Raw genomic sequence first — 24,040 nt, 5'->3', positions numbered from 1 at the left:
ATGCGTGCGCGGCTCACAAAATTGGAAAAACTCGTGTCGAGCTTGTTGTCGCTCAACGCGAGCTCGGGGTCGGCCTTCGAGCTGCGGGCGGCCTCCCAGGCGCGGTGGCGCTCGGCGTAGCGCTCCGTCATGGCGATCAGCTCCTCATTACACGCCCCGATCTCCGCCGGCGGCGCGGGCTGCACCTTCTCAATCCCCTCCCGCGCCCTCCTCGCTGCCCACCCCAGACGCGAGGGCGGAAGAACGTAGGAATCGAAGAATTCACTCTGAGATACAATGCGCATTGCGATACCTCCCCTTCAGGGTAGCGCAACCTCAGCGACCCACATGACGACCATGTTCGCCGCTGACTGCAGGTTGAATGTGAAGGGGGGAGGTTAGCAGAGAGTTTGGGGGGAGAAGAAGGGGCGAAAACGCGCCCGAGGTCGAGGACCAGGTCGAGTACGAGGTCCAGTACGAGTACGAGTACGAGGTCCAGTACGAGTACGAGGTCCAGTACGAGTACGAGGTCCAGTACGAGTACGAGGTCCAGTACGAGTACGAGGTCCAGTACGAGTACGAGGTCCAGTACGAGTACGAGGTCCAGTACGAGTACGAGGTCCAGTACGAAGTCGAACCCGAGCCCCCGGCATCGCCCTGAGACGCCCTACCCCCGAAAAAATCAAAAATCTCTGTCACACAGCCCCCACACTCCCGACACTTATCTATGTTCTACCCGCGCCACAGGCTGGCGCTCGGACCCAAACTCAACCTGCGAACCCCCAAACGCCCTCACGAATCGCCCCACACCGCGAACCCCGGCGCCCCACAACCACCCAACCACCCAACCACCCAACCACAACCCGCAAACCCCAACCGCCCACACGAACCTCCCAACGCCGCGAACCCCGGCGCCCCACAACCACCCAACCACCCAACCACCCAACCACAAAGCGCACCCCCAAACGCTCAGCCAACTCGACCCACACCGCGAACCCCGACGCCCCCATGACCCCACTCCGCCAACAGATCGAGGCCCTCCACGCCGACGCCTTTCGCTGGGCGTTGCATCAGGCTGGCGAGCGCGAGTTGGCCGAAGATGCGCTGCAGGCGGCGTATGAGGCGTTGATCGATGGGTCGGCGAGTTGCCGGGATCCGGAGGCGTTTAAGAGTTTTCTCTTTGGGCTTGTGCGCAACAAGGTGCGCGCGCTCCGGCGGCGCCAGACCTTTTCGCGTTTTGTCGCGCTGGACTTCGGGGCGCTGCAAAAAGCCCCGGCCGAATTACCCAAAACACCCCACGCCGACCCTCGGGTCGCCGCCGTGCAACAGGCCCTGCTTACCCTTTCGCCGCGCCAGCGCGATCTGATTGAGCTGGTCTTTTACCACGAACTGACCCTGGACGAGGCCGCCCGCACCCTGGGCATCAACCCGGGCACGGCCCGCACGCATTACGACCGCGCCAAACGCGCCCTTCGCACCCACCTCGACGATCAGGAGGACGCATGTCTCGCAAGCCCGACGCGCTAAAAGAGCTCTACCACCAGGCCACCGACGAGGCGCTCGCGGGCGACCCTCCAGACTTCGAGACCACCTGGGCGGCCGCATCCTCTTCACCCTCAAGCCCGGGGGCCGTCACCTTCAGGGGCCTCCTCACCGCCGGCGGCGGCCCCCCCGCCCTGGCCGCGCTCCTGATCCTTCTGATCGTCGGCGCCGCGCTGCTGCGCCCCGACGCCGGGCCCTCTTCCGGAGACGAGCAAGGCGCCGAGCCGGCCGCGGCCATCGCCCACGCCCCATCGAGCGCCGAGCCCGCGCCCCCCACCGAGGAGGACTGGGAGGAGCTCGCCAGGCTGGCCGACGACATCTGGAGCTGGCAGGCCCCCACCGACGACTATTTGCTCGACGAGCCCCTCGACGAGGCGGCGATCAACCCCGGCTGACGCCTTCGCCCACGCTGCACGCAACGCTCACCCCCACGCCACACCCCGCAAAAGGAGCCCTGATGAACCGCCTGATTGTCACCCTCGCGACGCTCATCGCCCTGGCCATGGTCCTTCCCGCCACGGCCACCGCCCAGCAACGCCCCCACCGCCACCAGGACACCGTGGAGCGCCTCTTTCCCAACCCTCGCCATCTCATCGCGCTGCGTGACGAGCTCGGGCTGAGCGAGGCGCAGCAGACCCAGATCCGCACGCTTCTGGAAGGCAAGCGCGACGCGCATAAGGCCGATCGGCAGGCGCTGCGCGAGGCCCATCAGGAGATGCGCGAGCTCGTCACCTCCGATGCCGCCGCCGACGCGATTCGCGCCAAGCTCGACGAGGTGCTGGAGCTCGAAAACCAGCTCAAGCGCGAGCGTCTCAGTCTGGCGCTGGAGCTGCGCGCCATCCTCACCCCGGAGCAGCGCACCCGGCTCCAGGAGCTCTCCGCCGAGCGCCGCGAGCAGCGTCAGGAGCGCCGCCAGCGCCGCGGCAAGCGCCGCCAGGGGCCGGGCCAGCCCCCCACGACCTACTAAGCTACTAAGCCTCTCACCCGAGACATGCTGTTAAAAACGCCCGCGGGGCGCTCCATGGAGCGCCCCGCGGGCGTGTGTGGGTCGTAAACGGATTGAAAAACTCAGGGCGACCAGGGGTCGCTTAAGTCCGTTCCTTCGCGAAGGTGCGGGTTGAGCATATTGGCCACGCGAAGCTGGTCGCGGCAGAGCAGCTCGTTGGTCTCCTGCACCTTGCACACCCGCACATGGGTGGAGCGCTCGGTCGTGGTGCTGATGATGCCCTTCGACTGCTGGCGCTCGTACACCACGATCAACGTCTGATCGTCATGCCAGTGGGTAAACGTCGCGTCGCGAAGCGTCGTCTGCCCGGCGCATCCCACCGCCGAGGCCGTCACAAGGCCAATCAGCGCGGCCTTCATCCACGTCATCGTCTTCATCGGTACTCCTCGGTCCTCAGCAACACCGTCTCGCGGCACTGCGCCTCCTCCCCGGGAGTCTGCGCATCCACCGAACACACCTCCAGCACCAGCGCCGCGTCGTTGATCGGGCCGCCGGCCATCGAGGGGTAGAGCGGGTTGTAGATGTATTTGACGCTGCGATCGCCCACGACCTGGTAGTCGGTCACGTACACGTATTCGGGCATCGCGCAGCCGACGCCGGCTGCCAGCACCACCGCGCTCAAAAGCGCGCTTCTGATCCAGGTTCCCATCATTGCACCTCCCCGGGCTCCACAGCCTCATCGGTCGGAGCGCTCTCTGGCGTCTCCTCCACGTCACCCTCTTCTGCCGGCTCGGCCTCGGGCACAACCTCGTCCTGACCTTCGCCCTGGTAGAGCGCCGGCGACGAGGCCGAGGTGGTGAAGGCAGGCGGAAGATTGACCTGGCCAAAATGGCCGGCCAGATAGGGCGCGCAGACCCGCGAGCCCATATCTTCACAGACTTTGGTGCAGTTCATCTGCCCCTCAACCCGGCCGCAGCGCCAGTAGTTGATGCCTTCGGGCTCCACAGTCTCATAGAAAGGGCCCAGCCGGGTGACCCGCTCGGCGGAGGTCTGCATCGTGAAAAAACCGCCATCCCGGTGCGAGTCCGCCTGCCGGATCGTGTAACGCACCTCGGTGCATCCCACGCCCAGCACCACGAGCAGGCCGAGCGCCACGCTTTGCGTCCACCTCATCATTTGTACTCCACATCAATAATCTGACAGTCCGAGAGGCGATCCTCCTCGATCTCACACGAGATCACGCCCCGCTCACTCTCCTCGCCAGTGTGCTGGCTGTAGAGAAAGGTGACCGACGAGGCCGACGAGTCGACCGCCTCCACCTCCCGCATCCCCGGGGTCACACAACCCACGAGGCTCACCGAAACCACCGCCAGCGCAAACACGCGTCGGAGCGCGCTGCGACTCCACTTCTTTGCCATCATCTACTCCTCGGATACATCACGCTAAATTCCCATCCACCACCGGCGCCCCAGGCTCTCCAGCCAGATATGTCTCTACGCGAGGTGAACCTGCTCTGAGGCCCCTCGATGGCGCGTGGTGTGCCGTCAACCTAACGTATCCGTACAAACTCCAACAAGGATCATCCGGTTCTTCCGGTCAGGGGATCGCGGTGCGACCGGTCGCAGGAGCGGGGCGGCGAACGGGTCGTAGATGAACGATTGTGCCCGGCCACCGGGCTGCCTATCCTCACAACCAGCACATCCCCTCGCTAGAGCCCCCATCATGCTGTTCACGTCTTATCCGCGCGCTCGCCAGCTCACCCGCGCCGCGCTCCTTAGCCTGATACTCGCCGCACTCAGCCTGCCCGGCTGCCTGGACGCCGATCCGGACCACCCGGAAGGTTGGGTCTGGGAGCAGGAAGAAGCCGCCCGCGATCGTTATTTTGCGGCTTCCATCGCGCTGGGAGGTCGGGTGATCGACAGCCAGGGGCGCCCGGTTCAAGGCGCCTCGGTGGTCGCTCAGGAACAGACCGCGGGCACCGATGCCGAGGGCCGCTTTCTCTTCGACGACCTCACCCGCGACAACACCCTGATCACCATTGAGCACGCCGACTTTTACAGCCCGGTACTCCCCACACAGCTCGCGCTCCCCTTAAGCACCGAGGCGGTCGAGATGGGCGACATCACCCTCGATGCGCGCAGCCCCGACACGACGCGATTGCTCTTTAGCGGCGACGTCAGCATGGGGCGCCGCTTTTTACGCTCGGCCGAAAACCCGCCCACCGACCGCCTCCCCGACGACGACCCCGAGGCGCTGATTCAAGTCTCCGATCCTTTCCCCGGCACCCGGAATGTGGTGCAGCAGATGCGCCCCCTCTTCCAGCGCGCCGACTACACGATCATCAACCTGGAGACGGTCGTCACCGACGATCCTCGCACCCCTTACGAGGACAAGACCTACATCTTCTTCACCCTGCCCGACTCCCTGGATGCCCTGAGCTGGATGGGCGTGGACTACGCCGGGCTGGGCAACAACCACCTCTACGACTACTTCGACGCCGGCGTCGCCGACACCCTCTACCACCTCGACCAACGCGCCATCGCCCACAGCGGCGCCGGCCTCAACGCCGAGGAGGCCTTTCGGGCGCACCGAAAGACCCTGGGCAACACCCCCTACGCCTTCCTCTCGATGACCTCGATTGTGGGAAGCCAGTACGCGATCCCCACCGTCGCCAGCGACACCCAGGGCGGACCGGCCAACCTTCGCGACACCGACGCGGTGCGCGCCGCGCTGGACCGCGAACTGGCAGAAGGCTTTGTGCCCATCACCATCATGCACGCCGGCGTGGAGTACGCTGCGGCCCCTTCCAACGCAGTCCTGGATCGCATCGAGCTCGCTCGCGCCCAGGGCTCTCCGCTGATCGTCGCCCACCACCCCCACGTCGCCCAGGGTTTTGCCTACGAGGAAGGCACCCTGATGGCGCATAGCCTGGGGAACTTCATCTTCGACCAGAATCGTCTGGAGACCCTCCTCGGCACGCTTATGCAGGTCGATATGCGCCGGGGCCAGCCTCATCGCGCCACCGCCATCCCCGTCTACCTCAAAGATTATCGCCCCCGGCATGTCACCGGCCGGCTGGCCGACCTCTTTGTGCGCCGGCTGGGCGAGGCATCGGCCCCCTTCGACACCCCGGTGATTGCCCGACACGGCCTGGGCACCATCCTGCTCGATCCGGCCAGCGCGGAATCGAGCACCCGCACGCTGAGCCTCGACGTCACGATCGATGACTCCGGCAGCGCCATCCTGGATCTTCGCGGGCATGCGCAGACCGACGCGTCGATCTCAGCGCTCACCCTTCCCCCTGCGATCACCTCGGCGAAGTTGGGCCACGATATCCTGCTGCACGGCGACTTCGAAGATCATGACATCGGCCCGGAGCGTCTCGACCCGACCCACTGGTACTACGCCGGCTCGTCCTTTCCCTGCATCCACGAGACCTACCGGGGCACCACGGCGCTGTGCTCCACGCGCAGCTCCACCAACACGGCCGACTCGGTCATTACCTTCCGCAACCGCATCCGCGTCGACGGCGACGCGACGCACGAGCCCAACAAAGATCTGACGCTGATCGGCTACATCAGCGGACAAAACGCCGGCCCGGTCACCCTGGAGGCGCGCTACTACGCGAGCTCCGGAGATCGAGAGTTCCCCGGCGAGTTTGCATTGCGTGCGCAGGAGGGGACGTACGGGTGGACTGCCTTTAGCTACGATCTCAGCATGCCGCCGGAAGATCCGAATTACCCCTCAAGTCTCAGCGAGAACGCCCGCGCCACACGCTTCTTCCTGCACCACAGTCCGCCCGAAGCTGGCAGTGGCGAAGGCGTGTTCCGCATCGACGAGCTCGCGCTGATCACCTGGCGCGACGCCCTGGATGCCGACGCTGCGCAACACATCGCCGCCCCCAACACCGCCGAGTTCATCCGCGTCAGCGGCCCCCCCGGCAGCTACACCATCGAGGTGGAGCTCACCCGCCACCACGTCGCCCCCTGAGTTTTTGCGACCATCACGCGCGACATTACTGCGCCGCGGGCTGCTCCACCTGCAACCAGCCGCGGCCGCCCTCTTCCACGATCTCCACAAGATCGCGGCGCATCACCGTGACTTCTTCGCCGCGGTAGGTCTCCACCGAGACCACCTCCCAGCCCAGGCGCTCATAGAGCGGAGCCTGATCCGGGGTATAAAGATAAAGTTCTTCCACGCCCTGCGCTGCCGCGACCTCTTCCACGCGCTGCACCAGGCGGCTGCCGATGCCCTGCCCACGCTGCGACGCGTCTACATAGACCGTCGAGAGCCAGGGTGAGAACTCGGGGTGGGTCGAAAGATCCTCTTCGGCCAGGCTGATCGTGCCCACGATGGCGTCTTCTTCGACGGCCACCAGCGTCAGCGGCAAGCCCTCTTTGACCGCGCTCTCACGCAGCTCTTCTACGCGCGTGCCCACCGTCTTGTCGGGGCTCAGGTGCGCCCACTCTTCCTGATGCCAGCGCGCGACTTTTTTCATCTCAGCGAGCTCCTCGGTGCTGAGCTCCTCGGCAGCAGGCTCTTCCGCCCCCAGGTGGTCCGAAAGATAGGTGATTTTGACCATAAATGTGGCTCCTTTCTTAAGATTCACTGAACACATGACACTATGTAGGGCATCGACCTACCCATTTCAACCCCACCTCCCCGATTCTCGCTGACCAGCCGGAGAAGTTGACTTCCGCGCAGACGGGCTATGCTCAACGCTCGCTAATATGCGAGCTTGCCGCGCCGCCCACCTCGGAGTCCCCATGCGTCATCTTCTGGTTCTCAACCTGATCACCCTTTTAGGTTTGTCCACCGCAGCTTGCGACGCGCCAACCGCCGAGCAGCGCACCGAAGCCCCCGCCGAGCCCGCATCAGCGCCCCCCGCCGACCCGGCACCTCCCGAAGAAGAGCGCGCCGCCCCCGATCCCCACTGGGTCGAATCCCGCGTCGCCGACGCCCACGAGCGACTCGCCGACTCCGAACCCGGCCAGCTCCTCCGAAAGTCCATCGACGCCCACGGCGGCCTGCAGAACTTCTTCAACAAAGGCCCGCTGCACTTCCGCTTTAACTACCGCCCCCTCGACGGCGACCCGCGCGACACCCGCCAGCTCGTCGACACCTGGTCATCCCGCGCCGCCCACACCCTCTCCGAATCCCCCGAGGTCGCCTTTGGCTGGGACGGCGAAAACGCCTGGATCGCCCCACAGGATGCCGAGACGCCTTTCAACGCCCGCTTCTGGGCGCTGACCCCCTATTATTTCGTGGCGCTCCCCTTCGTGCTGGCCGACCCCGGCGTCATCCTCACCCGGGAAGACGACGCCACCTACAACGACCAGACCTACCACCTCATCCGCGCCACCTACGAGCCCGGCACCGGCGACGCCCCCGACGACTTCTACGTCCTCTACATCCACCCCGAATCCTTCGAGGTCCACGCCATCCGCTACATCGTCTCCTACCCGGGCTTTTTCCCCGAGGGCGGCCACTCCCCGGAGCGTTTTATGACCTACGAGGATCAAAAAACCATCGAAGGCATCACGCTGGCCACGTCCCACAAAACCTTTACCTTCGAGGATGGCGAGCCCGGCGAGCACATCACCACCACCGAGGTCACCGAGCTTCGCTTTGAGCCCGACGCGCCCCTCTCCGCCATCCTCCCCCCCGAAAACGCCCGCACCCTCGAAGGTTTTTAAATCAGAAAGCCCAACACAAACGCCATGAACCGCCGAACCCGATCGCATCCAGGGCGCCGCCCGCGTCGTCCTGGGGTGGTCGGCAGTTGAACACACGCCGGGCAATGGCGTAGTAGTTTCATGGCGCTTCCCCCACGATCCCCCCTCCCCACGCATCATCGGACTCCCCATGAACGCCCCCTCCCCCGAACTTCTCGATCGTCTCACCGATACCCTGCGCGCCAACACCGATCGCCTCATTGAGCTGCGCCGCTTCCTGCACACCCACCCCGAGCTCAGCCAGCATGAGTTTGAGACGACCGCGCATATGGTCAAACGTGTCGAAGAGCTGGGCTTTGAGACCTTCGTGCGCCCCGAGGGCACCGGCTTCTACGCCGACCTGACGCCTGTGGACTTCGATCCGGCGCTCCACCCCACCGTCGCCATCCGCTCCGACATCGACGCGCTTCCCATCGAGGAGCTCAACGACATCCCCTACAAGTCGCAAAACCCGGGGGTGATGCACGCCTGCGGTCACGATGTGCATATGGCCACTGTGTTCGGCAGCGGGCTCAGCCTGCTCGAGCTCAAAGATCAGCTGCCCGGCCGCCTGCGCCTGATCTTCCAGCATGCCGAAGAGACCGTGCCCGGCGGTGCCACCGAGATGGTGGATTTCGGGGCCATCGACCACGTCGACGCCATCCTCGGCCTGCACTGCGACCCGGAGCGCCCCATCGGGGAGATCGGCGTGCGCCCCGGCCCCTTTACCGCCTCCTTTGACCTTTTTGAGATCAAGATCGAAGGCAAAGGCGGCCACGGCGCTCGCCCCCACCAGTGCACCGACCCGATCTTCATCGCCACCCAGGTGGCCAACGCCCTCTACCAGCTGCCCGCCCACAACTTCGACGCGCGCATCCCGGCGGTGATTACCCTGGGCACCTTCCAGGCCGGCATCGCCGCCAACGTCATCCCCGAGACCGCCTCGCTCTCCGGCTCCATCCGCACCATCTCGCCGGAGCACCGCGATGAGCTCGACGATCTGCTGCGACGCACCATCGGCGGCATCTGCCTGGCCCACGGCGCCTCTTACGAGCTCAAGCTCACCCGCGGCGCCCCGGCCATTCATAACGACCCGTACATCACCTCGATCATCAGCGAGGTCGCCACCGACATCCTCGGCGAAGAGGGCGTCCAGCGCATTCCCCTGCCCTCGATGGGGGGCGAAGATTTTTCGGTGTACTGCGAGCGCATCCCCGGCGCGATGTTCCGACTGGGCACCGGCGCGCAGGCTCCCCGCAACTTCCTGCACTCCCCGCACTTCAACATCGATGAGCGCGCCATCAACGCCGGCGCTTCAATTCTGGCCCGCGCCGCGCTGCGACTTCTGCACGAAAAAGCCATCGAGAAGAAGACCGACCGCATGGTCCAGCCCCTCTGAGCTGGCGACCGCGACAGGCCGGCGCTTCTAGCGCCGAAGCGCGCCCCTTTCACCGGCGCCTGCCGCCGAAGCCCCGGCGGCAACCTCCTCCACCACCTGCCTCAAACCCTTCAAATCAAAGGGTTTTTGAACAAGCCTCACCCCCGCCTCGCGCACCATCTCGCCAGCTCGGTCGCGGTGGCTGATCCCGCTCATGATCACCACCCGCTCCGCCTGCTCCGGCCAGCGCCGGCGGATCTCCTCGTAGACCTCCATCCCCGTGCGCTCGGGCATCATCATATCGCATAGAAACGCCGCGTAGCGCTCCCCCCCCTCCAGCGCTTCCAGCGCCTGGGAGGGGCGCTCAAAAACGCTGACCTCCCACTGCCGACTGAGCGCCCGCGAGACGATGTCCCCGATCAGCGGCTCATCATCGAGCACCGCCACCTTCTTTGATGTGATCATCGCCTCTCCATTTCGGCCTCACGCCTCCACCCGCTCTTCTCAACTTAAGCAACTTTACGCCCCCCGCTACCACTGAGAAAGAGCCGCACCCAGGTATCCTGCGCCCCCACCCCCAGCGCGCCCACGCGCACCTCATCCAGGGCGCGGGTCTTCACCGCGATCCCGCGACCGATCTCCCAGCGCACCACCCCGGCCGGCACCAGCACCTCATCCATCAGCGCCCACACCGCGTGCTGCACCGCTCGCCAGCAGACCTCATCGACCAGCACGCGCAGCTCACCGGCCTCCTCCTCATCATCCTCATAGGCGACCACCCGGGCAAAGCGCATCGCCTCCTCCACAAGCCTCACCAGCGCCCCGACATCGTAGATGCGCCCCTCGCTCAAGCGCCGAAGCACCCCTACCACCACGGCCATGCTCACGTACACATGCCGTCGCACCCCCTCGAGCTTTCTCGCCCCCATAATCGAGTCGTCGCGGGACTCCCGACCAGGGTCAAAGCCCATCAGCGCCCCCTCCCGGTGCACATGGCGCGCGAGCTTCAGCCCCCAGAGCGGATGCACCCCTAAAGCCACAAACCAGCTCGCGGCGGTCGCCGGCGGCATCAACCAGCGCGTAAACCCCTCGACCAGCCGCCGCTCCACCTCCACCTCCGGCCAGCGCATCACCCGCTCCAGCGCCGGCCCCGCCTCAAAACCACCGCCCCGCGCCACCAGCACACCCGCCCCGGCACACAGCCCCACAAGGCGCACCCAGCCCCCCTCGGGCACCACCCCGCTTGCCTGCGCCAGACGCACCGCCTCACCCTCATCCAACTCCCAGGCTCCCCGCGTGCGCAACCTCCCCTCCGAGCGCACATAACGCCTCAACGCCTCCATCGACGCCCCCACGCCCGCTCCCAACGCCCCGCACTCCCCGCGCCCCCCGCTGCTCACCAACGCCTCAAACCTGCCCATCCCGTCCATCATCACCCCTCCTCGAAGTCCGTTAAGTCCGTTAAGCCCGTTTAGCGATTGAAACGATTGAAATGATGCCGACGTGTCGCCGGCCTGTGATCGATGCGCCCTTTACACCCCGCACGCTCTGCTCTACCTCGGCCTGACGGTGGATTATCCGCGTCAGGACGCTAGTTTTACTTCCCGACTTCTGCTGCTCCTTTTACCTGCTCCTCCTTTTGCCTCTCTGTCCCAGGCCTTCACCCATGCGTATCCGTCAATCCCAGGGCCCCAGCTGGAAGCTCGCGACCTTCGCCGGCCACACCATCTTCATTGAGGTCTGGTTTCTCGCGCTCGTCGCCTTCTTTGTCTTCTCCGGACTGAAATCCGCCGAGCAGCTCCCCTACCAGCTGATGTGGGCGCCCATCCTCTTCTTCGGCGTGCTCCTCCATGAGCTCGGCCACGCCGCCGCCTTCAAAAAGAGCGGCTTTGGCACCTCCACCATCGTGCTTCAGGGCATGGGCGGGGTCGCCATCAACCACCGCGCCAACCCCAACCCCAACCAGGGCATCTTCATCGCCCTGGCCGGCCCGGCGGCCACGCTTCTCATCGCCCTGGTGTCGTTCGGGGGCCTGATGGCGCTTAACGCCCTGGCCCCGGCCGACTCCTGGCCGCTCCTGCGCCACCTTTTGCGCCTCTCAGCCATCGTCAACACCTTCTGGCTCGTCTTTAACCTCCTGCCCATCTTCCCGATGGACGGCGGCCAGGCCCTCTTTCACTTTCTGCGCCGCTCCAGGCCCCAGCGCCAGGCCCTGGCCACCACCGCAAAAGTCGCCATCGGCGCCCTGATCATCACCGGCGCCATCGCCCTCTACGCCCTTCAGGGCGGCATCCTCATCTTTTTGATCCTCGGCTACTTCGCCTACACCAACTGGCAGCTCCTCGAACAAACCCGCAGCGCGTAAGGCCGCGCTCTCCGCCCGGGCGCTCCAGCCCAGCGCGGCCACCACCTCCACGCGCACAGGCTCACTGAAAGGCTCGGGCAGCGCCTGAACCTCCTGCCAGAACGCGCCCGCATCAGCCCCCATCGCCAGCATCCCCTCCCAACGCCGCAACATCCCGGCCGGGTGCTCCCCGAGCACCCGCTGGCGATACGCCCCGAGCTCCTGAAGCGTCACCCCCAACGCCCCACTCCGAGCGGCCTCCACCAACAGCTCCCACACCCGCACTCCGGCCGACCCTCGCCATACCACCGCCGGCGCAAGCCGGGCCGCCTCAAGCTCCTCACAACGCCCCACAGCCCACGCCCGCACCTTTTCCCAGCAGGGCTCGGCTCTCGGCGTCCACGCCCCCACCTCCAGCGCCTCGCCACTCAGCGCCACAAGCCCCCCCAGCCGCTCGCTGAGCCTCCCCACCCGCGCCTGTTGCCCGTCGGCGCTCACCCACACATAGCGCTCCACCGCCGCCACAACCCGCACCCTGGCCAGCACCCGCACCACCTCGCCAGCGCCCACCTTCCCAAAGACCACCTCCCCCTCCTCACCCAAAAGCTGCGCCCGCAGCCGGTCTTCGAGCGTCATCGCCTCCAACACCCCGATCCTCGCCAGGGGCGCCGTCGTCTCCCCTTCCATCGCCGCGCTCCCCTCCTCCCCCAGCCCTCGCCAGACCCCGGCGGCCAACCCCGGCGCAAGCCCCACCTCCTGCGCCTGCGCGATCTTCGCCTCCAGCCGCCGACGCATCCCCAGGGTGTCGGCCCACACCGTCGGCCGCGGCAAAAATACCCGCACCTCCTCGCCAGTCGGCCCCGGCCGCACCACTCGCCCCACCCGCTGCTCCAGGCGCAAGGGCGAATAGGGAAGATCCGCCAGCACAAGCCTTCTGCAGCGCTGCAGATTCACCCCCTCGGCCAGACAATCGGTGGCCACCAGCACCCCCACCCGGTCGCGCGCCAGAACATCGCCCACAAATCGCTCCACGAGCTCCGCCACATCCAGCCTGCCCACCCCCGTGGCCCGGGCCATCTCCCCGGTCATAAGCCCCACCCCCACCCCACCTCCCAGCCTTCGGCTGATCGCCTCAAAAAGCGCCCGCGCCCCGCCCTGATACCCCGTAAATACAAGCCACCGCTCCCCCGCCTCCTCCCCCACAAGCCCCACCACCGCGTTCGCCAGGCCCCCCTCCTCCCGCATCGCCTCCAGACGACCCAGCAGCCCTCGCACTCGCCAGAGATCCGCCTCAACCCCCTCCTGCGCTCGGGCCAACGCCTCAACATGGGCCTCCCGATCCCCGTACAAAAATCCCATCACCTCCTGGGCGCGGCTCACCCCCTCAAACACCTCGCGAAACGCCCCGGCATCAAGCCACCTCCCCTGCCGCGCTGCCTCCAACCAACGCTCAAAATAATGCGCCAGCCGCTCCAACGCCTCCCCCAGCGCCCCGGCTCCCCCCTCCCACTGGCGTAACCCCGAGGCCACAAAAAGCCCCCGCGGCCACTCCCCCTCAAAGGCCGCAAGCGTCATCGCCCGCAGCTCTTCCTCCAGATGTCGCCACACCCAGCGCTCCTGGGCCTCGGCCTCATAACGCACCACCTCAAATCGCACCTTCGGCCGACGCAGCTCGCCAAAATCCGCCCGCGAGCGCCGGATCACCACCGCCTCCAGAAGCTCCGTCAGGTCAAAACATCCGGCCGCCGCCCGCTCAAACGCCTCAAAAAGCCCCATCCCCACAACGCCCCGCGTGCGCGCATCGCTCATAAAATACGAGAGCAGCCCCCTCAAATCGTCGAGCCCGTTGCACACCGGCGTGGCCGTCACCAGCACCACCGGCGCCTCCGCGCTCAATCGCATCAACGCCTCGCCGCGCCGCGTGCTCACACGCCGAAACCGATGCGCCTCATCCACCACCACCACCGCCCAGCCTCCCCCCACCCGGCCATGACTCATGCGGTGATGCGTCACCACCTCAAAATGCCTCCCCTCCACAAGCCCCATCTCCCCGGCCACGCGCCGCCAGGCCCCCTGCAGGCGCGAGGGCACCACCAGCAACATCCTCCCCGCCCCCTGCCCACGCCGCACAGCGCGGCCCAGCGCCAACGCCTCGCGGGTCTTGCCCACCCCCACCCCGTCGGCCAGCACCACCCCGCCAAAGGCCTCAACCACCTGCGCGCCGCGGGCCACCGCCTCCTGCTGCTGCCTGGAGAGATGCGCATCACCGCCCCCTTCGCCTCCGAGCTGCGGCGCCCCCCCGATGCGCAGCGCCGCGGCCAGCCAGCCCCTCACCCCCGCCATCACGCCACCTCCCGCACCACCGGCCCCTCACCCCCGGTGCGATACGCCCGCAGCACCGCCACATCGGCCCCGCTCAACCCGAACGCCTCCTCAAACGCCCCGGCCTCCTCCCACCGCGCCAGCCCCCGCCCCTCCCGCACCGCCTCCACAAAGCTCCGCGGCACCGGCAACAACCTCACCACCCAGGCAAAATGGCGCCGCCACTCCCCGCGCGCCCGCTCCCCCAGCGCATACGCCACCGTACGCACGGCCTCACAGTTCAAATACGCCGCCAGCGCCCGCGCCTCCGCCTCACTCCTGACCCCGGCGTAATACACCGTGTTCAGCGGCACCTCCTCCCCGGCGCTGGCCACCGCCTCAAGCTGCTGCCCCAGATCCGACCACATCACCTTCGGCCCCACCACATCCTCATGCAGCCGATACAGCTGCCACAGAGGCTGCCCCTCCCGATAATCACTGCGTCCTTCCAACGTCTTTCGATGGTTCTCAAAATGCCCCTGCAGCGCCTCCGGCAACTTTTGAAAAACCTGCCCCTTCGCATCCACCGGCCAGATCATCTGCCGCCTGTGCTCCACCCTCCCCTCGCCAATATCGCGCCCCCCCACAGCCCACTTCAGATAGGGCTTCCACGTCTCACAGCTCACCCGGGGCACATCGCTCTTCTTCAGCAAAAACGCGGCGTTATGACCCGTCATCACCCCCCGGCGAACCTCCCACAACCCGCTGGCGCCAAAGGCCACCGACGCACTCTGCATCCGCCGAAAAAGCCCCAGCACCTCCTCGTCCACCAGCACCCAGGGCTCCCCCACAGCCTGCCCCCACACCCCCAGCTCGCCAGCCCCGCGCGTAAACCGCCGCACCTCATCGCCTCGCCAGACCGCCACCTCCACCCCCGGCGACACCCCCTTCGCCGCGCTCCGAGCGACCTTTTTTACCCGCAGCACCGCCGGATACGTCGTCGCCTCAAACATCGCCTCCGACGCCTCGGAGCGATCCTCAACCGCCTCCAGCTGATGCTCCGCTAAAAGCCTGCGCAACCCCGCCCCGTTCAACGAGCGCAACACCTTCGCCGGCAACAACGCCACCACTCGCCCCCCGGGCCTTAACAACTCCAGCGAACGTTCCACAAAAAGCGCCGCAAGGTCGGCCTGCGCCCCAAAGGTCGCCTCCACCCCGGCCTCCTTCGCCCCGGCCCACAACCCCGGCTCCCCCACCCGGTAGCGCGCCCGATACACCCCCTTCACCGCCCCATCCTGGCGCGTAGCGCGCACCCAGGGCGGGTTGGTGACCACCAGATCAAAGCCCCCCCTCCCCATCACCCCGCCAAACCTCTCCCCGTACGCAAACGCCAGCCCCACGCGCCGACCCTCCTGCAGATCCCGCAACGCCTGCGCTACCGCCTGCGCTTCTCTCTGCAAGCGCTCCCGCTCCGCCCGCTGCCCGGCCTCAAGCCCCACCTCCTCGCCAAAAAGATCCTTTGCCGCAGCGAGCTCCTCCCAGCGCTTAAGCTCCGCCTCGATCGACCTCAACCTCCCCTCCAACACCTCCCGCTGCACCCCGCGCTGCGCCTCCTCCATCGCCACCTTCAGCGCCCGCTTCTCTTCGCCATGCGCCGCCGTATACGCCTCCTCCAGCAGCGCCAGCCGCTCCAGCCCCTGGCGGCTCACCTCCCCCATCTGCCCCCAGGCCCCAACCTCCCCCCGCACACGGTAGCGCGCCAGATCCAGCGGCTCTAAGAGCGAGTTCCCCGCACACAGACGATGCGTCAGATTCGGAAGCGCCGGCATCGCCTCAGCCGGCAACGCCTCCAGCGCCGTCAACATCGCAAGCCACAACCTCAGCTCACACAGCCGCACCGCGGTGGGCTGCACATCCACTCCGTAAAGATGCTCATGGATCAGCCGCCGCATCCGCTCGTAACGCTCCCCGGCGGTGCGCACCACGCCCGCAGCCTCATCAAGCGCCCCATCCACCCGGCGCAACACCCCCAGAACCTCCAGCAAAAACGCCCCCGTCCCCACCGCCGGATCCAGCACCCGCACTCGCCATAACGCCCCCCTCAACCCCGCGCGCTCGCTGGCATCAAGCCCGCGCACATCCCCCTCAAGCGCTCGCCAGGTGGCCTCGCGACCAAGCCCCACCTCATCTTCCACATAGCCCCCCAGCCCCTCCAACACCATCTGGCGCACCACCTCCCTCGGCGTATAAAAACTCCCCGACACCCGCCGCGACTCGCCATACATCAACCCCTCAAAAACCTTCCCCAGCATCTCCGGATCCACCGCCGGGCTCAGATCCCCCTCGCTGCTCCACTGCGCCACAAAACGATGCCGCTCAAACAACCCCTCCACTACCTCCACCCACACCGCATCCGGCCAGTCCAGCCCCTCAAAACGCCGCTCCAGCTCCGTCGCCTCAAAAAGCCCCCCGTTCAAAAAGGGCAACCTCCCCAGCCCCCGCGCCTCCTCCCCACGCTCGGCCACCGGGCAGTTGAGCGCCCCGAAAAAGAGCGGCCGCAGCACGCGCTTATAAAAGCTCCGCTCCCCAGCTTCCCGAAGCCGCCGCACCACATAACGCCGGTCCCCATTAAGCGCCCCACGCGCCTGCAAAAAGTACAAAAAGACCACGCGCAACAAGGTCCCCAGCGCCACCTCATGGCGAAGTTGCGCGTCCTCCGGGCCCCCCTGCATCGTCGCCACAAGCCGCCCCAGCGCCTTTGAAAACCCCTGGAAAAACGCCCGCGTCACCCCCTCCTGGTCGAGCACCTCCCGCACATGCCGACGCATCACCTCCCCCATCCCCGCCACATCGCCGCCGACCACCTGCCCCGGCCCCAGCGCCCACCATTGCTCAAGCCCCACCACATCGAGCGCCTCCACCTCAAGCTCCAGCCGCCGCACAAAGCGCCGCTCCCCCTCCTCATCGACCATCGCCGCCACCCAGCGATCCTCACACACCCACCACCACAGCAGCGCCACCCCCTCACTGCGCGCGGCCACCTTCACCATCAGCGCCCGCACCCGCTCCCAACTTCCCCCCCGCACACACATCAACCGATACCCCTCCCCACTCCCCAGCACCTCCATCGCCTCCATCCCCGCCAGATCCCCCTCCCACAACCCCCACGCCCCCAGCGCCGCGCCCCGCACCTCCACCCCGGCCACCTCATAGCCCATCGCCTGCGCTAGCCCCCGCACATCCCCGGCCAGCACCGCCTCGCGCACCTTCAACGCCCCGCACTGCCCTCCCTGCTCGATCCCCGTCATCGTCGCCCCTTATGCTTTATCGAAACCAGGCCGCGTGCCATCCTCCCGGCGCCGCCCGGCTTGCTCATCGTTGGGTTTTACACCTACACCTCCTCACACCTGCTGATCGTGTTATCGGGCATTTTTGCAAACCTTTGCCTGCCAGCTTCATTTTTTTCCCCGGTTCCCCCCATGCGCACCCTCAACCCCATCCCCCCCGACATCTCCTGGGCCCGCCGCCTGGCCACCACCACCGCCTGGTTCACCCTGGCCGTGCTCATGCCCATCACGCTGCCGATCACCCTTCCCCTGGCCGCGCTCTACGGGCTCTTTCGCCGCGATCGTTTCTCGGCCGCCCGCGCCATCCTCTTTTTGACCTACTTCTTCGTCCTGGAGAGCTCCGGGCTTGTCGTCGCGCTCATCCACTGGCTGCGCTTTCATCTTTTAGGCCTCTCCCCAGAGGGCTACGAAAACGCCAACCGCGCGGTGCAACGCTGGTGGTCCCGCGGACTTTTCTGGAACGCGCTTAACCTCTTCGACGCCCGCGTCAGCGTCGAGGGCCTCGACCACCTCGATAACCCCCACCCGGCCGTCGTGCTCTGCCGCCACGCCTCCACCCTCGACACCATGCTCCCCTTAGGCATCGCGTCCTCGCCACGCATCTTCGCCTACGTCATCAAAGCCGAACTCTTAGCCGACCCCGCCCTCGACTACGTCGCCCAGCGCATCCCCAACGTCTTTGTGCGCCGCGGCACCGACAACCCCGAGGCCGAGATCCAGAAGATCCTCACCCTGAGCCAGGACCACCGCGACCGCTTCTCGCTGGTCCTCTACCCCGAGGGCACCCGCTTCTCTAAGACCAAGCGCCAGCGCCTCCTCAAAAAGTTCGCCGACGACCCCGAGCGCATTCCCATCGCCCGAACACTCACCCACACCCTTCCCCCCTTACGCGACGGCGCCCTCAAGCTCATCGAGCACACCCCCGACAAAGATCTCGTCTTCATCGCCCACCGCGGCATCGACGAGCTCGGCTCCATGGCCGAACTCTTCTCCGGCGCGCTCACCGGCGCCCACCTCGAAGTTAAAATCTGGCGCATCCCCGCCGCGCAGGTTCCCCGCGACCCGGCGCTTATCCCCGACTTTCTGCTCGAGCACTGGCAGCACATCAACGACTTTGTCGCCGCCACCGCCCCGCAGCTCGCCAGCAATTGACCCGCGGCCCCCTCCTCCGATACACCTCTACCTACGCTTGAAACCCCGTGCTCACGCCCCCCCCGGACACCGCCGCCGTACCCCGGAGTCGCCATGCCGTTGCCCTCGCAGCTGCACGCTCTGCCCCGCAAGCTCTCCGCCCTCCTGGCCCTCGTTGTCGTTGCAAGCGCCGCGGCCTGCTCCCCCGAAAACTCCCGCGCCTGCGAGGTCGACGCCAACTGCTTCGTCGATGAGCGCTGCATCGCCGGCTTCTGCCAGTTCGACCCCACCCCCGACGCCGAAGACGACGCCGACGAAAACACCACCGCCGGCGACACCGACCTCGACGAAACCAACACCTCCGGCGACGCCAACCTCGACGCCGACGTCACCGTTGAAGAAGACGTTGAAGAAGACGCCGAAGACGACGCCGACGCCACGCTCCCCCTGACCTGCCTCGATCACCAGACCATCTGCGACAGCAGCTGCGTCGACCTTCAGTACGACCCCGCCTACTGCGGAAACTGCACCACCTCCTGCACCTCCACCCAGGAATGCTCCGAAGGTGCCTGCATCGAACGCCTCGAAGCGCTCCCCGAGCCGGGCCTTGTCGCCACATCCACCAACAGCGGCTTCGCCACCGACGTCACCCTCGACAGCTTTGGGCGCCCCCACATCACCCATATCGACAACACCACCGGCAACGCCTCCCTGCATTACCTGCGCTGGGACGGTGAGCAGTGGCACAGCGCCTTCTCGCACCCGGTGCAGGGTATTCGACCCACCCGCATCGCCCTCGACGCCAACAACCGCCCCCACATCCTCTTTGGAAACCCCAACGCCCCCCAGTCCGAGCTCCTCCTCTACGCCGCCCCCTTCGAGGGCGGCTGGCAGGTCGAGACCGTCGCCACCCCGCGCTTTGCCCGCAACTTCGACCTGGCCCTGGCCCCCGATGGAAGCCCCCGCGTCGTCTACTTAAGCGCCAACGATGAAATCACCCTGGCCACCCGCACAGGCTCCCACCAGTGGCAGTACTCCCGGGTCGAAAACCAGAACACCGCCGGCGCTTCGGCTGCCATCGCCGTCGACCAGAACGCCCGTACCCACATCGCCTACCAGCGCTTCACAAACGGCGGCGAACTCATCTACGCCACCTCCACCGACAACGGCTGGCGAAAAACCCCGCTGGCCACCTCCCACAACGGCGGCCTGGGCATCTCCATGGTCTTCGACCCCCTGGGAGGCGCCCACATCGCCGCCCGCGCCAACACCCCCTCAAACCCCGCCATCCTCTACCTGACCAACACCCGGGGAGACGACCACGACGACTGGAGCACCGAGGTCCACCCCCTCTCCTCCAACGCCTCCGAAGCATCCACCTCCATCGCCCTCATGCTCGGTGGATCGACGACCCTCATCGGATATCAACAGGAGAGCTCGGCGCATCTCATCGCCTTCCTCAACAGCTCCTTTACCATCCTGGACCATATCGACACCGCCCCCACCAGCCGCACCGCCGTCGCCACCGGGGATCCCATCGCCATCCACGCCGCCCTCCGGGCCCCCGACGGCGGCCTCTACTACCTTATTAACAACCAGCAGTAGACACACTCGCCACACCGCCGCCAGGATATCCTGAAAGCCCCGACCACCCCCCACCACGCCGCAACGACCATTCGGATCGCCCCATGACGCCTCTTCGACGCCACCTCACAGCCCTCATCGCCCTCCTCGCACTCGCCGCAGGCTGCACCACCGAGAACTCCCGCGCCTGCGAGATCGACAGCAACTGCTTTAACGATGAGCAATGCGTCGCCGGCTTCTGCCAGCGCCGCACCGAAGATCCCGAAGACGCCGACGCCAACGAACCCGACGCCAACGAACCCGACACCGACGCCAACGAACCCGACGCAGATGCCAACGAACCCGACGCAGACGCCAACGAACCCGACGCAGACGCCAACGAACCCGACGCAGACGCCAACGAACCCGACGCAGACGCCAACGAGACCTGCCCCACCGGCCTCGACCTCTGCCAGGAGACCTGCGTCGATCTTCAGACCGACCAGAACTTCTGCGGCGACTGCCTGACCGTCTGCACCGACTCCCAGACCTGCATCGGCGGCACCTGCACCACCGAAATCTCCTTCATCACCGTCGACCCCGAGCCCGACGCCGGCTTCTTCAACGCCCTGGCCCTCGACAGCAACGGCACCCCGCACGTCGTCTACTACGCCGACGCTTCCCGCGAGCTGCGCTACGCCTCATTCAACGGTGCTGAATGGTTACGTGAGACCATCAATGACGACCTCGACATCAACTCGCGCGTTCGCCTCGAACTCGACGACACCAATACCCCCCATCTTGCGTATCTGCCTGCCGACAACCTCAATGTGTTCCCCTTAAGCTACGCCACCCTCACAGGTGACACCTGGGCTGTTGAACCCACCGCCATCACCGAAGCCACCTCTCCCATTGCCTTCGCGCTGGGCGCGGAGAACACCCCCTGCGTCACGACGCGTAAGTCACTGTTCAACAGCCTCGCGCTCTCCTGCCGCCAGACCAGCGGTACCTGGTTTGAAGAAAACCTTCCCCTCGCCAGCGACACAACCGAGCGCATCGCCATCGCCGGCGACGGAGTGGGCCCGATCGCCATCACTTACAAAACCGACGTCAACGACTTCTTCTTCGCCACACGCTCCTCCTCCGGCGCCGACTCAACCCCCGATCTGATCGCCACCGACGCCAACACCGCCAACACACTCGCCATCACCCTCACCCCCGGCACCTCGCCAATCCCCGTCGTAGCCAGCCTCACCGTCTCCCGCACCGACCTGCTGATCTACCGCCAATCCGGAAGTCAATGGAGCTCTTCCAGCGTCCCTGTGAGCGAGCAGGATACGGAAGCCGCGGCCACCGACGTTTCCCTGGCAGCCACCAACGAACGCATCAGCGCCGGCCTGCATATCACCTCCTCGAACCATGCCCGCGTGCTCCACCAGCCCCCCAGCACGGCGACCTGGCAGACCCTCCTCAACGCACCGGCCCACGAAAACTCCAACACCTCGGTCGCCATCGACGCGCAGGGCCGCACCCACGCCCTCTTCGTCAACCCGGAGGGCCACCTCACCTACGTGCTCCTCCCATGACCTCCCCGCTGCTCCGCGCCACAAACCTCACCTGGACGCCCCCCGAACACACCTCCCCCCTCTGGCAGGATGTCTGCTTTGACCTTCTCCCCGGCGAGATGGTCGCGCTGGATGGTGAGAGCGGCTCGGGGAAGAGTACGCTCTTGCGCGCGCTGGTCGCCCTGCTCGGCACAGACCGCGGCGACGTGCGCTGCGGCGACCTCACCTTAAGCCCCGAGACCGTGCATGCCTTTCGCCGCCGCGTGGTCTACCTCCACCAGCGCCCCGCACCTCTGGCAACGACCTGCGCAGACGAGCTCCGCCTGGCCCGCCACTACGCCTCCCGCCACATCCCCCCGCACACCCAACCCTTGAGCGAAGACGAGCAACACACCCTCCTCAAGCGCCTGGGCCTCTCCCACATCCCGCTCACTCGCCATTTCGAGCGCCTCTCCCCCGGCGAGCAGCAACGCTTTGCCCTCATCCGTGCCCTCACCCTGCAACCCCCGGTCTTACTGCTCGACGAGCCCACAGCCTCCCTCGACTCCCGCAGCACCGAGCGCGTCGAGGAGCTCCTCCACGAACTTCTGGCCGACCACCCTACCCGCGCCATCCTCCTCGTCACCCACCACAAAGACCAGCGCGCCCGCCTGACCTCCCGCACCATTCACATCGCCAGCTGGCAGCCCGCCCCCCACACCACCTCCAGCCCATGACCTACGTCGAACTCACCCCGCTCGACCTGGCCCTGGCCGCCATCCTGCTGCTCATCCCGGCCGCCATCAGCGTCGCCCTCAAACTCGGCCTGCAAAAGACCCTGGCCATCGCCGCAGTGCGCACCACCGCCCAGCTCACCCTCTTAGGCCTTGTTCTCGAATGGGTCTTTGAGGCCAACCGCTGGTTCTACGTCGTGCCCATGCTGCTGGTCATGCTCATCGCCGCGGCCCGCGCCGCCATCGCCCGCTCCTCCAGACGCTTCCCCGGCGCCCACCTCGCCGCCTTCGCCTCCCTGACCCTCGCCACCACCCTGACCACCTTTGCCACCACCGAGCTCGTCATCGGCGTCGACCCCTGGTTCACCCCCCAGTACGTCATCCCGCTTTTAGGCATGCTCCTCGGAAACGGCCTCACCGGCATCAGCCTCGGGCTTGACCGCATGCTCAGCGATCTCATCAAAGAGCGCCCCTCCCTCGAATCTCACCTGGCCATGGGCAGCACCCTCTGGGAAGCCTCCCTCCCCCACATCCGCCAGGGCGTACGCAACGGCATGATCCCCATCATCAACGCCATGATGATCGTCGGCCTCGTCTCCCTCCCCGGCATGATGACCGGCCAGATACTCGCCGGCGCCGACCCCACCCACGCCGTCGCCTACCAGATCTTGATCATGTTCATGATCGCCGCGGCCACCGCGCTGGGCGTCATCCTCCTCTGCCTCATTGCGTTTAAGCGCATCGCCCACCCGATGGCCAGGCCCCGCTGGGAGGTCATCTCACATCACGACTGAAGCACCGCAGCGACCCCTTCGCACGCCCCCCAACCCGACCGCATCCAGGGCGGCGCCTGGCAAGGAGCCAGGAGGAGCGTGTAGCAGCGCTACCGCGACGACGCAGCGACGCTGCCAGCGTCGTCCTGGGGCGGTCGGCACCCAGATCCTCATCATGTTCATGACCCGCCGCGGCCACCGCACTCGGCGTCATCTTCCTCTGCCTCATCGCGTTTAAGCGCATCGCCGACCCGATGGCCAGGCCACGCTGGGAGGTCATCTCACATCACGACTGAAGCACCGCCGCGCCCCCTTCGCACGCCCCCCAACCCGACCGCATCCAGGGCGGCGCCTGGCAAGGAGCCAGGAGGAGCGTATAGCAGCGCTACCGCGACGACGCAGCGACGCTGCCAGCGTCGTCCTGGGGCGGTCGGCACCCAGATCCTCATCATGTTCATGACCCGCCGCGGCCACCGCACTCGGCGTCATCCTCCTCTGCCTCATCGCGTTTAAGCGCATCGCCGACCCGATGGCCAGGCCACGCTGGGAGGTTATTTCGCATCACGACTGAAGCACCGCAATACCGCAAGACCGCAGCGTTGCTGAATGTCGTCGGTCTCTCGGACGAATTGCGTCGGGGCGGAGCGCCTTGTGGTTAGGTGGTTAATACTACTTGATCAGTTCACCCAGAAACCGCTTGAAACGTAGACGATCGACCAGCCATTCACGGGCAAGTTGTGCTCG

22 protein-coding genes and 1 pseudogene are annotated in these 24,040 nt (G+C 66.5%); 12 read left to right on the top strand and 11 right to left on the bottom strand.

Annotated elements, in window-relative coordinates; translation table 11 throughout:
- Together FRC98_RS20535 and FRC98_RS20530 are read right to left on the bottom strand one after the other, a co-directional pair.
- Positions 1–284 (bottom strand): hypothetical protein (locus FRC98_RS20535; protein WP_146983458.1); only part of this gene is annotated, 284 nt, incomplete at its 3' end.
- A gap of 31 nt (positions 285–315) precedes the next feature.
- Positions 316–678, bottom strand: coding sequence for a hypothetical protein (locus FRC98_RS20530; RefSeq protein WP_146983457.1), 363 nt, complete (start codon positions 676–678; stop codon positions 316–318).
- A gap of 309 nt (positions 679–987) precedes the next feature.
- On the opposite strand from FRC98_RS20530, the gene FRC98_RS20525 reads away from it, so the two are divergent.
- The 3 genes from FRC98_RS20525 (at position 988) to FRC98_RS20515 (ending at position 2,488) form a co-directional block, all read left to right on the top strand.
- Positions 988–1,506 carry an RNA polymerase sigma factor gene (locus tag FRC98_RS20525; RefSeq protein WP_146983456.1) on the top strand — a complete coding sequence of 173 codons (519 nt, stop codon included), beginning with the start codon at positions 988–990 and terminating at the stop codon, positions 1,504–1,506.
- Positions 1,482–1,916, top strand: a complete 435-nt coding sequence (locus tag FRC98_RS20520) for a hypothetical protein (protein WP_146983455.1) — start codon at positions 1,482–1,484, stop codon at positions 1,914–1,916. Before FRC98_RS20525 ends, FRC98_RS20520 begins: the two co-directional genes overlap by 25 nt.
- Before the next feature lie 62 nt (positions 1,917–1,978).
- Complete coding sequence (locus tag FRC98_RS20515) at positions 1,979–2,488, top strand: Spy/CpxP family protein refolding chaperone (protein WP_146983454.1); 510 nt, start codon at positions 1,979–1,981, stop codon at positions 2,486–2,488.
- Positions 2,489–2,589: 101 nt separating this feature from the next.
- On the opposite strand, the gene FRC98_RS20510 is transcribed toward FRC98_RS20515, so the two are convergent.
- The 4 genes from FRC98_RS20510 to FRC98_RS20495 are packed head-to-tail and all read right to left on the bottom strand — an operon-like array spanning position 2,590 to position 3,885.
- The gene (locus FRC98_RS20510; protein WP_146983453.1) at positions 2,590–2,904 is read right to left on the bottom strand and encodes a hypothetical protein; all 315 of its coding nucleotides are present in this window, start codon (positions 2,902–2,904) and stop codon (positions 2,590–2,592) included.
- Positions 2,901–3,176 (bottom strand): hypothetical protein, encoded by a 276-nt coding sequence (locus FRC98_RS20505; RefSeq protein WP_146983452.1) that lies wholly within the window; start codon positions 3,174–3,176, stop codon positions 2,901–2,903. The genes FRC98_RS20510 and FRC98_RS20505 overlap by 4 nt, the downstream gene beginning before the upstream one ends.
- Positions 3,176–3,640 carry a hypothetical protein gene (locus FRC98_RS20500; protein WP_146983451.1) on the bottom strand — a complete coding sequence of 155 codons (465 nt, stop codon included), beginning with the start codon at positions 3,638–3,640 and terminating at the stop codon, positions 3,176–3,178. The genes FRC98_RS20505 and FRC98_RS20500 overlap by 1 nt, the downstream gene beginning before the upstream one ends.
- Positions 3,640–3,885, bottom strand: coding sequence for a hypothetical protein (locus tag FRC98_RS20495; RefSeq protein WP_146983450.1), 246 nt, complete (start codon positions 3,883–3,885; stop codon positions 3,640–3,642). The genes FRC98_RS20500 and FRC98_RS20495 overlap by 1 nt, the downstream gene beginning before the upstream one ends.
- A gap of 304 nt (positions 3,886–4,189) precedes the next feature.
- Here FRC98_RS20495 and FRC98_RS20490 point away from each other — a divergent pair, with 304 nt between their 5' ends.
- Positions 4,190–6,457, top strand: coding sequence for a CapA family protein (locus FRC98_RS20490; protein WP_230467863.1), 2,268 nt, complete (start codon positions 4,190–4,192; stop codon positions 6,455–6,457).
- 25 nt (positions 6,458–6,482) lie between these two features.
- Here FRC98_RS20490 and FRC98_RS20485 read toward each other — a convergent pair whose 3' ends face one another.
- Positions 6,483–7,049 carry a GNAT family N-acetyltransferase gene (locus tag FRC98_RS20485; RefSeq protein ID WP_230467862.1) on the bottom strand — a complete coding sequence of 189 codons (567 nt, stop codon included), beginning with the start codon at positions 7,047–7,049 and terminating at the stop codon, positions 6,483–6,485.
- A gap of 184 nt (positions 7,050–7,233) precedes the next feature.
- On the opposite strand from FRC98_RS20485, the gene FRC98_RS20480 reads away from it, so the two are divergent.
- Together FRC98_RS20480 and FRC98_RS20475 are read left to right on the top strand one after the other, a co-directional pair.
- Entirely contained in the window at positions 7,234–8,163 is a 930-nt protein-coding gene (locus tag FRC98_RS20480; RefSeq protein ID WP_146983447.1) for a DUF6503 family protein, read from the top strand.
- A 169-nt stretch (positions 8,164–8,332) separates the two neighbouring features.
- Entirely contained in the window at positions 8,333–9,580 is a 1,248-nt protein-coding gene (locus tag FRC98_RS20475; RefSeq protein ID WP_146983446.1) for a M20 metallopeptidase family protein, read from the top strand.
- A gap of 27 nt (positions 9,581–9,607) precedes the next feature.
- On the opposite strand, the gene FRC98_RS20470 is transcribed toward FRC98_RS20475, so the two are convergent.
- Positions 9,608–10,024, bottom strand: a complete 417-nt coding sequence (locus FRC98_RS20470) for a response regulator (protein ID WP_146983445.1) — start codon at positions 10,022–10,024, stop codon at positions 9,608–9,610.
- A 44-nt stretch (positions 10,025–10,068) separates the two neighbouring features.
- Positions 10,069–10,992: a hypothetical protein gene (locus FRC98_RS20465; protein ID WP_146983444.1), complete on the bottom strand. Its 924-nt coding sequence runs from the start codon at positions 10,990–10,992 to the stop codon at positions 10,069–10,071.
- 233 nt (positions 10,993–11,225) lie between these two features.
- Here FRC98_RS20465 and FRC98_RS20460 point away from each other — a divergent pair, with 233 nt between their 5' ends.
- Positions 11,226–11,924, top strand: a complete 699-nt coding sequence (locus FRC98_RS20460) for a site-2 protease family protein (RefSeq protein WP_146983443.1) — start codon at positions 11,226–11,228, stop codon at positions 11,922–11,924.
- Between the two features lie 849 nt (positions 11,925–12,773).
- On the opposite strand, the pseudogene FRC98_RS21895 reads toward FRC98_RS20460, so the two are convergent.
- Together FRC98_RS21895 and FRC98_RS20450 are read right to left on the bottom strand one after the other, a co-directional pair.
- Positions 12,774–13,949 (bottom strand): annotated as a pseudogene (locus FRC98_RS21895) (SNF2-related protein); the annotation flags it as partial.
- A gap of 296 nt (positions 13,950–14,245) precedes the next feature.
- On the bottom strand, positions 14,246–17,512 hold the full coding sequence (locus FRC98_RS20450; protein ID WP_146983441.1) for an Eco57I restriction-modification methylase domain-containing protein: 3,267 nt from the start codon (positions 17,510–17,512) through the stop codon (positions 14,246–14,248).
- 171 nt (positions 17,513–17,683) lie between these two features.
- Here FRC98_RS20450 and FRC98_RS20445 point away from each other — a divergent pair, with 171 nt between their 5' ends.
- The 5 genes from FRC98_RS20445 to FRC98_RS20425 all read left to right on the top strand — a co-directional run bounded on the left by FRC98_RS20445 (position 17,684) and on the right by FRC98_RS20425 (position 23,317).
- Positions 17,684–18,703, top strand: coding sequence for a lysophospholipid acyltransferase family protein (locus tag FRC98_RS20445; protein WP_146983440.1), 1,020 nt, complete (start codon positions 17,684–17,686; stop codon positions 18,701–18,703).
- Between the two features lie 93 nt (positions 18,704–18,796).
- On the top strand, positions 18,797–20,287 hold the full coding sequence (locus FRC98_RS20440) for a hypothetical protein (protein WP_146983439.1): 1,491 nt from the start codon (positions 18,797–18,799) through the stop codon (positions 20,285–20,287).
- Positions 20,288–20,370: 83 nt separating this feature from the next.
- Positions 20,371–21,831 (top strand): hypothetical protein, encoded by a 1,461-nt coding sequence (locus FRC98_RS20435; RefSeq protein ID WP_146983438.1) that lies wholly within the window; start codon positions 20,371–20,373, stop codon positions 21,829–21,831.
- Positions 21,828–22,526 (top strand): ABC transporter ATP-binding protein, encoded by a 699-nt coding sequence (locus FRC98_RS20430; RefSeq protein WP_230467861.1) that lies wholly within the window; start codon positions 21,828–21,830, stop codon positions 22,524–22,526. Before FRC98_RS20435 ends, FRC98_RS20430 begins: the two co-directional genes overlap by 4 nt.
- Positions 22,523–23,317, top strand: a complete 795-nt coding sequence (locus FRC98_RS20425) for an ABC transporter permease (protein WP_146983436.1) — start codon at positions 22,523–22,525, stop codon at positions 23,315–23,317. Before FRC98_RS20430 ends, FRC98_RS20425 begins: the two co-directional genes overlap by 4 nt.
- Positions 23,318–24,040: the final 723 nt, after the last annotated feature.

The organism is Lujinxingia vulgaris (assembly GCF_007997015.1).
GTDB lineage: Bacteria > Myxococcota_A > Bradymonadia > Bradymonadales > Bradymonadaceae > Lujinxingia > Lujinxingia vulgaris.
The sequence above is the reverse complement of the archived record's forward strand: the minus strand, read 5'-3'. Positions and strand labels throughout refer to the sequence as shown.

Excerpts from the sequence above, each read along its gene's own strand:
- FRC98_RS20430 (WP_230467861.1), top strand. The coding sequence starts at position 21,828 with ATGACCTCCCCGCTGCTCCGCGCCACAAACCTCACCTGGACGCCCCCC.
- FRC98_RS20440 (WP_146983439.1), top strand. The coding sequence starts at position 18,797 with ATGCCGTTGCCCTCGCAGCTGCACGCTCTGCCCCGCAAGCTCTCCGCC.
- FRC98_RS20480 (WP_146983447.1), top strand. The coding sequence starts at position 7,234 with ATGCGTCATCTTCTGGTTCTCAACCTGATCACCCTTTTAGGTTTGTCC.
- FRC98_RS20475 (WP_146983446.1), top strand. The coding sequence starts at position 8,333 with ATGAACGCCCCCTCCCCCGAACTTCTCGATCGTCTCACCGATACCCTG.
- FRC98_RS20425 (WP_146983436.1), top strand. The coding sequence starts at position 22,523 with ATGACCTACGTCGAACTCACCCCGCTCGACCTGGCCCTGGCCGCCATC.
- FRC98_RS20460 (WP_146983443.1), top strand. The coding sequence starts at position 11,226 with ATGCGTATCCGTCAATCCCAGGGCCCCAGCTGGAAGCTCGCGACCTTC.
- FRC98_RS20520 (WP_146983455.1), top strand. The coding sequence starts at position 1,482 with ATGTCTCGCAAGCCCGACGCGCTAAAAGAGCTCTACCACCAGGCCACC.
- FRC98_RS20505 (WP_146983452.1), bottom strand. The coding sequence starts at position 3,176 with ATGGGAACCTGGATCAGAAGCGCGCTTTTGAGCGCGGTGGTGCTGGCA.
- FRC98_RS20495 (WP_146983450.1), bottom strand. The coding sequence starts at position 3,885 with ATGGCAAAGAAGTGGAGTCGCAGCGCGCTCCGACGCGTGTTTGCGCTG.
- FRC98_RS20515 (WP_146983454.1), top strand. The coding sequence starts at position 1,979 with ATGAACCGCCTGATTGTCACCCTCGCGACGCTCATCGCCCTGGCCATG.
- FRC98_RS20525 (WP_146983456.1), top strand. The coding sequence starts at position 988 with ATGACCCCACTCCGCCAACAGATCGAGGCCCTCCACGCCGACGCCTTT.
- FRC98_RS20465 (WP_146983444.1), bottom strand. The coding sequence starts at position 10,992 with ATGATGGACGGGATGGGCAGGTTTGAGGCGTTGGTGAGCAGCGGGGGG.
- FRC98_RS20435 (WP_146983438.1), top strand. The coding sequence starts at position 20,371 with ATGACGCCTCTTCGACGCCACCTCACAGCCCTCATCGCCCTCCTCGCA.
- FRC98_RS20470 (WP_146983445.1), bottom strand. The coding sequence starts at position 10,024 with ATGATCACATCAAAGAAGGTGGCGGTGCTCGATGATGAGCCGCTGATC.
- FRC98_RS20445 (WP_146983440.1), top strand. The coding sequence starts at position 17,684 with ATGCGCACCCTCAACCCCATCCCCCCCGACATCTCCTGGGCCCGCCGC.
- FRC98_RS20500 (WP_146983451.1), bottom strand. The coding sequence starts at position 3,640 with ATGAGGTGGACGCAAAGCGTGGCGCTCGGCCTGCTCGTGGTGCTGGGC.
- FRC98_RS20510 (WP_146983453.1), bottom strand. The coding sequence starts at position 2,904 with ATGAAGACGATGACGTGGATGAAGGCCGCGCTGATTGGCCTTGTGACG.
- FRC98_RS20490 (WP_230467863.1), top strand. The coding sequence starts at position 4,190 with ATGCTGTTCACGTCTTATCCGCGCGCTCGCCAGCTCACCCGCGCCGCG.
- FRC98_RS20485 (WP_230467862.1), bottom strand. The coding sequence starts at position 7,049 with ATGGTCAAAATCACCTATCTTTCGGACCACCTGGGGGCGGAAGAGCCT.
- FRC98_RS20450 (WP_146983441.1), bottom strand. The coding sequence starts at position 17,512 with ATGACGGGGATCGAGCAGGGAGGGCAGTGCGGGGCGTTGAAGGTGCGC.